Genomic DNA, 12,793 nt, shown 5'->3' on the forward strand with positions numbered 1-12,793 from the left:
CATATGATTGAAACAACGAGGCCTGAGCTTGTGGCCTATCAAGAAGAGCGTTTAGCCAAATTTGTGAAAGAAAATCAAAAGTTAGAGAAAGGCCAAATTGTTTTTGCAGGGGACTCCATCACGGAGTTTTTTGCGTTGAAAAAATATTTGGGTCGAGACTTTCCCTTGGTTAACCGTGGGATTGCAGGGACAGACTCTGTTTGGCTTTTAGAGCACCTTAAAGAGCAAGTTTTAGATTTGGAACCTAGTAAATTGGCAATTATGATTGGTATTAACGATATCGGAAGGGGTTACCCTATTCGAGATATTGTTAATCGTATTTCCGATATTATCATGACAGTTCGTCAGGAATCCCTCTTTACTGAGGTCTATTTGCTGAGTGTTTTTCCGGTTAGTGAAAAATCACAATATGCTTCTAAAGTTAAGATTCGAAATAATGCGTCTGTCCGTGAGCTTAATCAACAATTAGCTGTTCTCCCTGGTGTGACCTATGTTGATCTTTATGATTACCTGACAGATGCCCAAGGACAGTTAAATGACACTTACACAACGGATGGTTTACACTTGAGTCCACAAGGTTATCAAGTCCTAGCAGAACCAATCAAAAAGGAGATTTTAGAATGAAGGTAGGCTTAGTCCTTGAAGGCGGAGGCATGCGTGGCTTATACACTGCTGGTGTTTTAGATGCCTTTTTAGAAGCTGGAATCAAAGTAGACGGCGTTGTATCAGTATCAGCTGGAGCGCTTTTTGGTGTTAATTACCTTTCTAACCAGCCCAAAAGAGCCCTTCGCTACAACAAACGATTCATGGGAGACCGTCGCTACATGAGTTTCTGGTCATGGCTGACAACAGGTAACTTCGTTAATAAGGAGTTCTCCTATTATAAGGTTCCTATGGAGTTAGACGTTTTTGATCAGGAGGCCTTTGCGGAGTCGGGTGTTCCCTTCTATGTGGTTACTACAGATATCGAGACCGGAAAACCAGACTATATCAAGATTGACCATGTCTTTGAGCAGATGGAAGCTCTTCGTGCAAGTTCCGCCCTACCTTTGGTTTCTGAAATTGTCGAGTACAAGGGTAAACGCTACATGGATGGTGGACTGTCTGATAGTCTTCCCATTGATTTTATGGAAAATTTGGGCTTTGACAAACTCATTGTCGTTCTGACGCGTCCTAAGGGCTACCGTAAAGAGCCATCTAAAACGAGTAAGCGGATCTACAAGCTCTTTTACCGCAAATATCCTGAATTTGTCCAAGTAGCATCAAATCGCCATATCCACTACAATAAGAGTATTGAAAAGATTGAGGCTTTGGAAAAAACTGGAAATCTTTATGCCATTCGTCCAGAGCATGCGCTTGAAGTTGGTCGATTGGAGAAGGATCCTGAAAAATTTGAGGCCATCTATCAAGAGGGATTGGAACAAATGCGAAATGAGATGTCTCATCTCAAAACATTTCTTGGAGACAACTAAAAACGTGCTCGGTTGAGCACGTTCTTTTAGTTATTCATTTGTCGAGCTTGACGGCGTTCTTTGACTTTTTGACGACGCCTTTTCTCATTGATAAAAATCAAGTAGATCACGTAAAGTGGTAATAAGAGGAAGCAGAACAAGGCGAAATGTTTCATAAAGTTTTGCTTATTGCTTGTTTGTTTCTCTTTTTGACCTCCTGAAAAGAGAAAGAAGCCAGTTTTAGTTGACTTGACAGTACTTGCTTTAATCTTAGGTGACACTGTTTTTAAGCCATTATCGACAAGGACATAATCATCTTTAACACTAATCTTAGGCTCTAGTCCTTTTTTGACTGTGGCATAGACATCTTTTTGGATATCGTAGTTTTTACCATCAATCTTTTGTTTGCCCTTGCTTAGGACTTTCTTGTAGGAATAGTCTTTAAACATTTTCTCAATAAGGGAGTTACCGAAGGCATGACGGATTTTTTCACTACTTTCATCTTCCCAGTTTCCAACGCCCAGGATAACTGAAATGACACGTTGATTTCCTCGTTTGCATGTGGAGATGTAGTTGTAGTCTCCACGAGGACTTGATCCTGTTTTTAAGCCATCAACACCTTTGAGGCCATAATCAGCACCAGGCAAGGAGTAGTTGTAATTTTCAAAGGTTTCCTCGTATGGTGTTCCTTTTTTGACAGTTACTGTCTGTTGGCTAGTGTATTTAAGGATTTCAGGGTGATGTTTGATAAGGTTATAAGCCATGATAGACAAATCACGAGCTGTCGTCTGGTTAGAGTGGTTATTATCATAACGTTTTGGCGTGTAGTACCCTTTGTAAGATGCCGCACCAGCTCCAGAGGCATTATACCATTTAGTATTTGTCATGCCGAGCTCTTTAGACTTTTCGTTCATGCGATCAATCCACTTGTCAGGGTCATTATCACTGAGATAGTTGGCAAGCATGACTGTTGCTGCATTTGAAGAGGGAACAGCTGTCATAGTGATAAGTTCCGAAACCGTGTATTTAACTCCAGAAACAATCTTGTTGTTTGAAATTTCATAGATATTAGCAATAGCCTCATCGGTTGGTTTGGCTGTAATCACGGTATCTTCTTTGATTTCTCCCTTTGATAAAGCATCAAAAACCAAGTAGAGAGACATGGCCTTACTCATGGAAGCGGGATCACGTACTTCATCAATGTTATCTTGCCAAAGGATATCACCAGTATTGGCATCAATCAAAAGTGATGATTTAGGTCGATAGGTCTCTGTGGCTTCCTTGTAGCCCGCTTTTTGTGCTATATCTACTAGTTGGTCAGCGGACGACAGACTGGGAGATAAAGCTAGACTAGCTACCAGGAAGAGTCCTAACAATTTCTTTTTCAAAATAATCTCCTTAGTAACAATGTTTATATGCTCTTTTAAAAGGCATCCATTAATCTATTTTTGTTATATGTTTGTAAAAAAAGTCATACTGGTCTATTATAGCATAGTTTTGGGTGATTTTATCAGTATTCTTTGGGGACTTCCTTTAATAGAGTATAAAAAAGACGTGTCATGGACACGCTTTCTTTTATTTATTGATTTGTCTTGCTTGATGACGTTCTTTGACTTTTTGACGACGTCCTTTTTCATTAAGGTAAATCAAGTAGATGAGACCAACTGGGATAAGGCATAGCAACCAGAAATAAACTGGGAGTTGGCCATTATTTGTTGCTTTAGTAGCCTTTTTATCTTTTGGGTTACTTCCAAAATCGAACCATCCCTTAACTTTAGTTGCCTTAACAGAAGTAGCCTTGATCTTAGGTGATACTGTCTTCAGACCATTATCAATGACAATGTGATCATCTTTAACAGAGATTTTAGGGTCTTTGCCTTTTTTGACTGTGGCGTAGACATCTTTTTCGACATTGTATTTTTTACCGTCGATTTCTTGTTCACCCTTGCTAAGAACTTTCTTGTAAGAGAAATCTTTATACATTTTCTCAACGAGTGCATTACCAAAGGTATGGCGGATTTCTTCACCTGTTTGGTCAGACCAATCACCAGAACCCATGATAACAGCAATCATACGTTGATCACCACGCTTGATGGTATCAATATAGTTGAAGGCACCTTCTGGGCTTGATCCCGTCTTCAAACCATCAACCCCTTCAATTCCGTATTTAGCTCCTGGAATAGAGTAGTTATAAGTCTCGAAGGTTTCTTCGTAAGGTGTTCCCTTTTTAACTGTGACAACAGGTTTGCTTGTGTACTTAAGAATTTCTGGGTATTTCTTGATGAAGTTATAGGTCATGATAGCCAAATCACGCGCAGTTGTTTGGTTGGTTTGGTTGTTATCATAACGTTGAGGACTGTAGTAACCTTTGAAGGCAACAGCAACGGCACCAGAAGCGTTAAACCATTTGGTATTGGTCATCCCAAGTTCTTTAGATTTTTCATTCATCATGTCTAGCCATTTATCAGGATCATTATTGGTCAAGTAGTTGGCCAGCATCACGGTTGTAACGTTAGAGGAAGGTACCGCCGTCATAGTGATGAGTTCTGAAACGGTGTAATCAACACCCGCAACAATCTTGTTGTTGGAAATTTCGTAAATATCGGCAATAGCTTGGTCGGTTGGAGTAGCTGTGATAACAGTATCTTCAGAAATCTCTCCTTTAGACATAGCTTCAAAGACCAAATAAAGTGTCATGGCCTTAGACATAGAAGCAGGGTCACGCACCTCGTCAGCATTATCTTCCCAGAGGACATCTCCGGTATTGCCATCAATTAAGAGGGTTGATTTGGGACGATAGGCCTCAGTGGCTTCAGTATAACCAGCAGCGCGTGTGATATCCATCAATTCGTCTGCACTAGACAAACTCGGTGCTAGGGCTAGACAAGCTGCTAAAAGGACGGCAACAATTTTCTTTTTCACAATGTGTCTCCTTTAATATCTATGGGGTTCTGTATCTGGCAGAACCTATTTCTATCTATTAATAACATTTGCCTGTCAAAACCCTAAATTCAGTAGTGACAAACACCTTAATTATAACATATAAAAGTTAGAGTTTTCCCAACATTCGGCATTTTAATGTAATTTTTAGAATTGATTGAATGTTACACAAATATAGTTGGAAGTAGAAAAAAACGAGCTTGCTCGCTCGTTACTTTTCATCTTTTATCCTTGTCACTTGGTGGTAAATCATGAACCAGGTTTCATTTCGACGCCAGATACTAGTGTGGAAATTTCCTCCCAACTCATAACTAATTAATTTCGTTTTTTGGCTGACAGATGTCATCTTGAAGCTGTCAAAGTTATTGAGAAGTGGTTGTTGATTGGCGATGACTTCTTCACGAGTGTGATGATGACCATTTTCATCTATTAAGTAGAAATCAGGTGCCAAGAGATTTTCATAGTCAGGAATTTTCGACAGAATAATCTTTTCATTGCGAGAGAGTTTGTGAAGGACATTACCATAAATTTCATCTTCAGGAATGGCAGCGGGCTCTACGTGGACATCAGTGTCGTAGACAGAAAAACGCTTGCTGAGGACCTCCTCGATTTGTTCGGTAATGGCATGACTCTCGTAAACAGAGAGGTCAGGATTCATTTCAACCACAATATCAAGATAGACGTTGCTACCATAAGAACGGCCACGTTGCTTCTTAACCTTAGTGACTTTTGGAATCTCAAGAATGGCTTTTTCATAGGCCTTGAGGTTTCTCTCGTCGAAACCGTCTGACAAACTAAAGGTTGCTTCCATGAAGATATCATAGGCTGTCTTTAGGATGAAGAAGGTAATGATAATAGCAGTAATATAGTCAATAATCGTAAGGTTGAAGGATGCTGCAACGATAGCGATTGAGGTACCAATAGAAGTTACAGCATCAGAGAGATTGTCCTTGGCAGCAGCAATCAAAGCACTAGATTTTAGCTTTTTAGCAAGTCTTTTATTGTAAAAGTAAACACCGCACATGACGAGAGCAGATAGGATACCGACAGTAGCACCAAGTGGATCAACCACTGTTTCCTCTCTTAGAAAAATCTTTCGGACAGTTTGAATCAGGACCTGGAAACCTACCACGAACATGATAAAGGAAGTGACTAGGCTTGATAAGTCTTCAATCTTCCAATGACCAAACCTATGATCTGCATCAGCTGGTTGACTAGCTAGGTGCAATCCAATGAGTAGGGCAACGTTCCCTAAAATATCTGACAAGTTATTGAAACCATCGGCAATCAAAGAGCTAGAGTTTAAAAAGTGTCCAGCTAGAAGTTTTGCAATGGTAAGAAGAAGGTAGGCAGCAATGCTGACAATAGGACCTCGTCTGGCTGCTCTTAAATTTTCATACGTAGTCATAGGATTACCTTTTCTCTTAAAATACAAGTTTAAATTATAGCATAAAACTATAACGAGTTAAAGGTTGTAAGCCCTTTAAACTTGTGGAGTCACTCATTTTTAAAACTTTATAGAAAATGCCTAGTAATCAGGGTGTTTTTTCAGTATTTTCCGAATATTCCCTACAAATTATGGTATAATTTAGGGTGTAAAACAGTCTAAAAAGAGGTTTTTATGGAACATTCGACATGGCACAAGCTTCTGAAAGAGGAACTGCCAGATCATTATTTTTCAAAGATAAATCAGTTTATGGACCAGGTTTATAGTCAGGGAACGGTTTATCCGCCACGTGAAAAGGTTTTTAATGCCTTGTTAGAGACCCCATTTGAAGAAGTGCGGGTGGTAATTCTTGGTCAGGACCCTTATCATGGGCCTCATCAAGCCCAAGGACTATCCTTCTCAGTACCTGATAGCCTCCCTGCTCCCCCGTCTTTGAAAAATATTCTCAAGGAGTTAGAGGAAGATTTGGGTCCGAGACCCTTTCATGATTTAACTTCATGGGCTGAGCAGGGGGTGCTCTTGCTTAATGCCTGTTTGACGGTTCCCGCTGGTCAAGCAAATGGGCATGCCGGTCAGGTTTGGGAACCATTTACAGATGCTGTGATTAAGGTTCTCAATCAAAAGGATACTCCTGTTGTCTTTATACTTTGGGGTGGCTATGCTCGTAAGAAGAAGTCTCTGGTGACCAATCCAAAGCATGCCATTATTGAGAGTGCCCATCCGAGTCCCTTGTCGGCCTATCGTGGTTTTTTTGGCAGCAAGCCTTTTTCAAAAGCCAATGCTTACCTTGTATCTCAAGGCCAATCCCCAATTGATTGGTTGAAGTAAAATAGAAAGTTGGAAGATTATGTTACTGATTAAAAATGGTCGTGTTGTAGACCCTAAGTCTGGTTTGGATACGCAAGCTGATGTTCTTGTTGATGGTAAAAAAGTCGTTAAGATTGCGGAAAACATCGAAGCTGGAGATGCTCAAGTCATCGATGCGACTGGTCTTGTGGTTGCTCCTGGTTTGGTTGATATCCATGTTCATTTCCGTGAGCCAGGTCAAACCCACAAAGAAGACATTCATACTGGTGCCTTGGCAGCGGCTGCAGGTGGTTTTACAACAGTTGTCATGATGGCTAACACTAATCCAACGATTTCAGACAAGGAAACCTTGGAGGAAGTCTTGACTTCAGCAGCTAAGGAAAATATCCATGTTAAGTCTGTTGCGACTATTACAAAGAACTTTGATGGTGAAAACATCACTGATTTTAAGGGCTTGCTTGAGGCCGGTGCAGTTGGATTCTCAGATGATGGTATTCCATTGACCAATGCTGGTATTGTCAAAAAGGCCATGGAGCTAGCTAAGGAGAATAATACCTTTATCAGCCTTCACGAGGAGGATCCAGATCTTAATGGCATTCTTGGTTTCAATGAAAATATTGCTAAAAAAGAATTCCATATTTGTGGGGCAACTGGTGTAGCTGAGTACAGTATGATTGCGCGTGATGTCATGATTGCTTATGATACACAAGCACATGTTCATATTCAACACTTGTCAAAAGCTGAATCTGTAAAAGTAGTTGAATTTGCCCAAAAACTTGGAGCGCAAGTTACTGCCGAAGTGGCACCTCAGCATTTCTCTAAAACTGAAGACCTCTTGCTCTCAAAAGGTGCTAATGCCAAGATGAACCCACCACTTCGTTTGGAATCTGACCGTCAGGCCGTTATCGAAGGGTTGAAATCTGGAGTCATCTCAGTTATTGCCACAGACCACGCGCCACACCATGCAGATGAAAAGAATGTCGATGATGTGACTAAAGCACCATCAGGAATGACTGGTCTTGAAACATCTCTATCTCTTGGATTGACCTACTTGGTTGAAGCGGGTCACTTAAGCTTGACGGAACTCTTGAAAGTAATGACTAGCAACCCATCTGATCTTTATGGCTTCGATGCCGGTTACTTGGCTGAAAATGGACCAGCTGACCTTGTAATCTTTGCGGACAAAGAAAAACGTCAGGTCACAGCAGACTTTAAGTCTAAAGCAGCCAATTCACCATTTGTAGGCGAAGAGCTTACGGGCAGTGTTAAATACACTATCTGTGACGGTGAGATTGTTTATCAAGCCTGAGTTTTCGCCCCTACTTATTTGAGAAACCGAATGAAATTGTTATGGTTTTGTCTATTGCCATTTCTTTTGGTTTTAGGGCTAACAGTAAGGAGAGATTATGAAAAAATTTTTGATTTGGCTTGGTTGTTTAATAGCTTTTATAGTCCCCGTAATTTCTGTTAAAGCTGATGACGTTAGTTATCGTATCCCCTCATACAAAGGGCATCTAAGTATTTCGGATAATAGTAGTGCTACATTTACGCAGGAAATTACTTATGATTTTGAGAGTGATTACCATGGGCAGTATGTCACATTAGGTAGTGCAAAGCCAGTTCCAGATGGTTTTTACATTAGTGGTAATCCAACGGTCACAGCGACAGTAAATGGCCAAACCAAACCCTATGTTAAGGTTGAAGCATCAGAATTATCAGATGGAACTAAGCTGAAAGTTTACAACCAGGGGCATAGTGGTGATAAAGTTGTTCTTAAGGTTACTTGGCAAATTAATCGTATTTTAAATCTTTATTCTGATGTTGCTGTTCTCAATTGGTTTCCGATTTCCGATTGGGATAAGTCGATTGGTCATGTTGATTTTACTGTTGATGGTTTAGATTCCAATAAGGGTGAGCTTTATGCTCATGCAGGATTCTTTCAAAAAAATCCTCAGGTTCAAAGGACGGATGAAGGCTATAATATTCAGTTTGATCATTTTCCTGCAAAGGGGAAACTCGAACTTCATGCTTATTGGCCTATGACACCAAGTCTAAAATCTAAAAATTCCGCTAGTATCATCAATAGTTCAGCTAAAGATAAATTCCTAAAACAGGAAAATGATATTGTGAGAAATAGAAAGATTTATCACATCATTTTCTATGGTTTTTTCCCAGGACTTCTCCTCGTCCTATTTGTTTTAGCTATCGTGTTTTATAGTTCAGTATTGAGAAGCACTAGGCCACCACGTTTTCCAAAGGATAGTAGACTTTATGACATTCCCCAAAATCTAGCTCCTCTAGTGCTTGCTCAGAACGTCTACAACCAACGATTTGACATTAGTGGTCTGAATAGTGTGACTTATCCAATATCCTTTAACCATATGGTCCAAGCAACGATTCTGGATCTTATAGATAGAGGAAATTTATCCTTTAATCAATCAACGGGAGAGCCAATCCTTGAATTTGTTAAAAGTGATGGTTTAGCCGATTTTGAAGTAGCTTTTATTGACATGCTTTTTGATGGTCAAAGTCAAGTCAAAGAGAAGGATATGTTCTCACGATACTATATCAACAAAGATGAAATTGAAAGTCAGTATAAAAAAGCTAAAAATAGGACAGAAAGAGATAAGCTTCGTTCAATTGGTAGAAATATTAGAAGTCTATTTTTGGAAGATGCTACAAGGGTTACCCAAGGTGTCGAAAATCAAGAAAAGAAGCTCGGATTACCAAGCCTATATAGGCAGCTGACTCCTTCAGAAACTCATTTATCTTCAGTAGCAAACATAATGTTTATATCTCTTTATGTACTCATTGCTATTGGTTTCTTCCTTCTCTCAATTGGTTTCTCCTCTAATTTATCCTTCTTATATTTACTCATTTTCTTCCCAGTTATTACCATACATTTTATTTATCGTCTTCAAATCAACGGGAGGGTAAAAGGGTGTCTTGTTCCAGAAAACTCGGATATTTATTATCAATGGCATAGTTTTAACAACATGATTAAGAGTATCGGGCAGTTTAATCAAGCAGAATTACAATCCATTGTTTTATGGAATCGTATTCTAGTCTATGCGACACTTTATGGACAGGCCAAGAAAGTTAGTGATGTACTGAAACGTTACAATATTCACCTTAGTAATCCATCTTTAGATGCCTTTACTTATTCACCTGTATCTTTTGCCATGCTTCACAATTCAACTGCATTACAAAGCTATGTTTCTGCTTCAGATACTGTAAGTAACTTTTCTATCAACTCAAGTAGTGGTAGTGGAGGCTTTAGTGGTGGAGGCTTCTCTGGTGGGGGTGGAGGCGGCGGAGGCGGTGCCTTCTAAGCTACACTAGTCGGACTTTACTATTAATAGAGACACTCAGTCTATATGATTTTGGGTGTCTTTTTGTTTGTCGAGGAATTACCTTCGTTCAAAAATGTTAGGAAGTTTGAGAGTGAAGAGATATAAAGTTACAAAAAAAGAGCCGGTGGCTCTTTTTCAATATCATCTTAATAACCAGGTTCAAAGATTTCAATTATTTGAGTCAGATAACCTGCATGTAAACCGATGCGATAGTCAACATTTGGCAAAGTCTTAACCAAATCATTCAGTTCTTTATCTTTGCTAACCTTGTCAGCCAAAACTGGCAATTCAACTACAAGGAGTTGTGAGTGATCTAGTTGGAGGTAACTACTGTTGACCTTGATATCAGGACGAAGTAGTTTAAATATCGCTTTATCCGAAGCTTGAAGTAGTTGATATAAATCTAAGTCAGGTAAAGGAATCTCACCAAACTGAGGACTGATATTAATGGAAATCTCGACATGTGACGCTCTCATTTCCAAAATACGATTTGAAAGAAAACTTGCTATGATTGGATTGCTAAGTCTATCCAAGTGTTCTTGGGTCTCTGGATTACCAATGCTATCATTGTCCGTTTTATAAATTTCAAGTAGACTAGTAGCTTTGGCGGTATCTTCGTTTTCCAAGGCAAGAGAAACATCCTTGAGATTTTTTTTGAATAGGTCGAAGGATTTTTGCTTTTGCGTGATAATCTGGATAAAGGATTTGCTATAGTTAGTCATAGTACCCAACAATTTATGACGTTCTTTGTTCAGTCTATCGATAGATTGTTGGTGGACAGCCTGGTTCCAATTGTAAAAATCCCATAGTAGTAGAGCAATATAGAGAACTAAGATAACAGAACTATTAGGACTGACCTTGAAAACTATTTCAAATAAATTTTTAGGGTCATTTGCTGTTGGAAGAATACTGTTAAGACCATGGATAACAGTAAAGAAGACATAATAGACAGCTAGGAAGGCAGTGCTTCGCAACCAGTTACGTCTAGCCCAAGCTTCGTCAAGACTACTCATCTGATTTAGGTCTATGGCGAAGATTTTAAGCGTTAGGTAAATAATTAATGGAGCTAAAATGTAGGTCAAGATATGTAAGTTAGTATCGAGAGTAACATCACCTTTGATATGTAAGATGTGAGGGAGGATGACAAGTGAAAGTAGTCGTGTGGCCATATCAAAAAGGATAGTTGGATAAAAGGCGTAAAGCAATCGATGATAGAAAGAACGCTCTTTTACAAGGGCCAAATCAGCAACAAGGAAGAAAAGAGGGTCTACAACGATTTTTACGAGATTAAAATAGGATGCTGCAGCTACATAGGACAAAAATAGAAGTAAGAGGTGTCCTCGTTGTGGCTTAACCTTAGACATAGTCTGGTAGAGGTACCAAATAGAAATGAAACTAACAGCCTGTAAGAGAGGATTGATAATATTAGTAATCATTGTAACCTCCTTTTGTCATGTCAATCTCGATTTGTAAGCGGTAAATACCAGCACGTGTATTAGAAACGATGTTAACGTTTGGATAAGTGGATAGGATCTTATTGACGCGTTTCAGTTCGGGATCAGAGAAATCAGAGGTAATAGCTGAATCTTCTTTAGTGCTTGAACTTTCAACGACAAAGTGTTGACTATCCTCGTCTTTAAAATAAGCATAGCTAAGATATTTCTGTTCGCTATCTTGTGCTTGGTCAATGACATGATCCAAGATAGTTGATAGGACATATACCCAATCTAAAGGATAAATAGGATAAACGGTAATGGGTTCTGGAACCTCCATACTAACCCAAACATCCAATTCTTTTGCCTTTAGGAATTTAGCTTCAAAGAGGACTCGTAAATCAGGAAGTTTAATATTTTCAAGTTTATCTCGATAAAAATGATCAATCTTTTTATCGAGCGGATTCGGAGTCAGCAAGTAGTCAATTAACTCCTGAGCCTCCTCGTTTTGTTGGAAACGGATGATATCGTAGAGATTTTCAGCTTCGTCCTTGATAAAGAGTTCTTGGCTAGTCTTTTTCTGGTACCAGGTATTGATGTTCTGGCTTGATTTTTGAAGAAGCTGAGAATGTTCTTCTTGAGCTTCTTGTGTTTGCGCACTGAGGTCCTTTCTATAGAGATTAACCTGTCCAGATAGAATCAGAGCTGTAATAATAAGAAAGGCAATGGTAAAGTGAATGTTTGTTGAAAGAAGTTCAGAAGCAAAGTAAATAATGGCTAGAGCACAAAGAGCAACAGAGGTTGATTTGTACCATGGTCTTGCTTTGTCAATTTGCATCATTCGAGTGTAGTCCACCTGTAGAAGGGCACTTTGAGCAAACCATAGCAAAAAGGCAAGCAAGAGTATAAATGGACCAGCAAAATAATAATCTAGGACAGAAGGGAAAAAGATTGGAATAATCAGGAAAATGACTAGTCTCACCATTAAGGCAAAGGTGAAAGGTATGAAGGAAGTCTCCAAAATGGTATGTCTCAGATTTTTGTAGGATTTGTTAGCTAGAAAGAGCACAAGTGCAATAAAACCAGATTTTGGAAAGGAAATACCAAAATAACTAGAGGCAAAAATGGCTAAACCTGCTAAAATAAGAATCCAGTATCTTAAAGTCCTTTTCGTAGTTACCTTGAAGATAACAATTTGTAAAATAAAAGCTATACATGCCGTAAGCCCGTGAACGATGACGTCACTCAATATCAAATATTCTCCTATTCGGATAAAATCTATACAATTATATCATAATGCGCTAAAAAAAGCATACGGATTGCCTATAAGTGATAAGGTTGTAAGGCTTTTCATTTTTCAAG

Annotated in this window: 10 protein-coding genes; 5 read left to right on the forward strand and 5 right to left on the reverse strand. The window is 39.1% G+C overall.

The features are described from left to right. Window positions 1–3 precede the first annotated feature (3 nt). Both A6J31_RS04080 and A6J31_RS04085 read left to right on the forward strand, forming a co-directional pair. Window positions 4–624: an SGNH/GDSL hydrolase family protein gene (locus A6J31_RS04080; RefSeq protein ID WP_080610498.1), complete on the forward strand. Its 621-nt coding sequence runs from the start codon at window positions 4–6 to the stop codon at window positions 622–624. Then, entirely contained in the window at window positions 621–1,472 is an 852-nt protein-coding gene (locus tag A6J31_RS04085) for a patatin family protein (RefSeq protein ID WP_045771758.1), read from the forward strand. The genes A6J31_RS04080 and A6J31_RS04085 overlap by 4 nt, the downstream gene beginning before the upstream one ends. A gap of 26 nt (window positions 1,473–1,498) precedes the next feature. Here A6J31_RS04085 and A6J31_RS04090 read toward each other — a convergent pair whose 3' ends face one another. The 3 genes from A6J31_RS04090 to A6J31_RS04100 all read right to left on the reverse strand — a co-directional run bounded on the left by A6J31_RS04090 (window position 1,499) and on the right by A6J31_RS04100 (window position 5,799). Next, entirely contained in the window at window positions 1,499–2,839 is a 1,341-nt protein-coding gene (locus A6J31_RS04090) for a D-alanyl-D-alanine carboxypeptidase (RefSeq protein ID WP_080610499.1), read from the reverse strand. Between the two features lie 187 nt (window positions 2,840–3,026). Then, window positions 3,027–4,373 carry a D-alanyl-D-alanine carboxypeptidase gene (locus tag A6J31_RS04095; RefSeq protein ID WP_080610500.1) on the reverse strand — a complete coding sequence of 449 codons (1,347 nt, stop codon included), beginning with the start codon at window positions 4,371–4,373 and terminating at the stop codon, window positions 3,027–3,029. 229 nt (window positions 4,374–4,602) lie between these two features. Beyond that, the gene (locus A6J31_RS04100; RefSeq protein ID WP_064520686.1) at window positions 4,603–5,799 is read right to left on the reverse strand and encodes a cation diffusion facilitator family transporter; all 1,197 of its coding nucleotides are present in this window, start codon (window positions 5,797–5,799) and stop codon (window positions 4,603–4,605) included. Window positions 5,800–6,012: 213 nt separating this feature from the next. Here A6J31_RS04100 and A6J31_RS04105 point away from each other — a divergent pair, with 213 nt between their 5' ends. The 3 genes from A6J31_RS04105 (at window position 6,013) to A6J31_RS04115 (ending at window position 9,977) form a co-directional block, all read left to right on the forward strand. Further along, on the forward strand, window positions 6,013–6,666 hold the full coding sequence (locus tag A6J31_RS04105; RefSeq protein WP_080610501.1) for a uracil-DNA glycosylase: 654 nt from the start codon (window positions 6,013–6,015) through the stop codon (window positions 6,664–6,666). Between the two features lie 19 nt (window positions 6,667–6,685). Continuing rightward, window positions 6,686–7,954, forward strand: a complete 1,269-nt coding sequence (locus A6J31_RS04110; protein ID WP_064520684.1) for a dihydroorotase — start codon at window positions 6,686–6,688, stop codon at window positions 7,952–7,954. A 97-nt stretch (window positions 7,955–8,051) separates the two neighbouring features. Next, complete coding sequence (locus tag A6J31_RS04115; RefSeq protein WP_064526542.1) at window positions 8,052–9,977, forward strand: DUF2207 domain-containing protein; 1,926 nt, start codon at window positions 8,052–8,054, stop codon at window positions 9,975–9,977. A gap of 167 nt (window positions 9,978–10,144) precedes the next feature. On the opposite strand, the gene A6J31_RS04120 is transcribed toward A6J31_RS04115, so the two are convergent. Together A6J31_RS04120 and A6J31_RS04125 are read right to left on the reverse strand one after the other, a co-directional pair. After that, on the reverse strand, window positions 10,145–11,434 hold the full coding sequence (locus A6J31_RS04120; RefSeq protein ID WP_080610502.1) for a hypothetical protein: 1,290 nt from the start codon (window positions 11,432–11,434) through the stop codon (window positions 10,145–10,147). Then, window positions 11,424–12,686, reverse strand: coding sequence for a hypothetical protein (locus A6J31_RS04125; RefSeq protein ID WP_225791577.1), 1,263 nt, complete (start codon window positions 12,684–12,686; stop codon window positions 11,424–11,426). The genes A6J31_RS04120 and A6J31_RS04125 overlap by 11 nt, the downstream gene beginning before the upstream one ends. Window positions 12,687–12,793 lie beyond the last annotated feature (107 nt).

Origin of the sequence: Streptococcus sp. FDAARGOS_192, from assembly GCF_002073815.2 — a bacterium.
GTDB lineage: Bacteria > Bacillota > Bacilli > Lactobacillales > Streptococcaceae > Streptococcus > Streptococcus salivarius_H.